This is a genomic window from Bacillus cereus group sp. BfR-BA-01316, assembly GCF_022664195.1.
Taxonomy (GTDB): domain Bacteria; phylum Bacillota; class Bacilli; order Bacillales; family Bacillaceae_G; genus Bacillus_A.
The window spans coordinates 1-216 of the sequence record NZ_JAKUGX010000150.1 but is presented as its reverse complement, the minus strand read 5'-3'; the positions used below and the strand labels follow the sequence as shown (position 1 = coordinate 216).

Here is a 216-nt window from a genome sequence, read left to right as displayed (position 1 = left end):
TGGTCATCAACAACAAGTACATCACCAAGGCCACCACCAAATTCATCCGCAGGCTGTTCTTTATCAAACTCATCAAACTCATCATGGTCACCACGGTCAACATCATCACCACGGTCAACATCATCACCAAGGCCACCATCAGCAACAAGTACATCACCAAGGCCATCACCAAGTTCATCCGCAGGCTGTCCTTTATCAAACTCATCAAAGTCAACA

At 46.3% G+C, this 216-nt stretch carries 1 pseudogene; it reads right to left on the bottom strand.

Annotated features, from left to right (window positions below):
• Positions 1-216: pseudogene (locus MR071_RS25340) on the bottom strand (hypothetical protein); the annotation flags it as partial.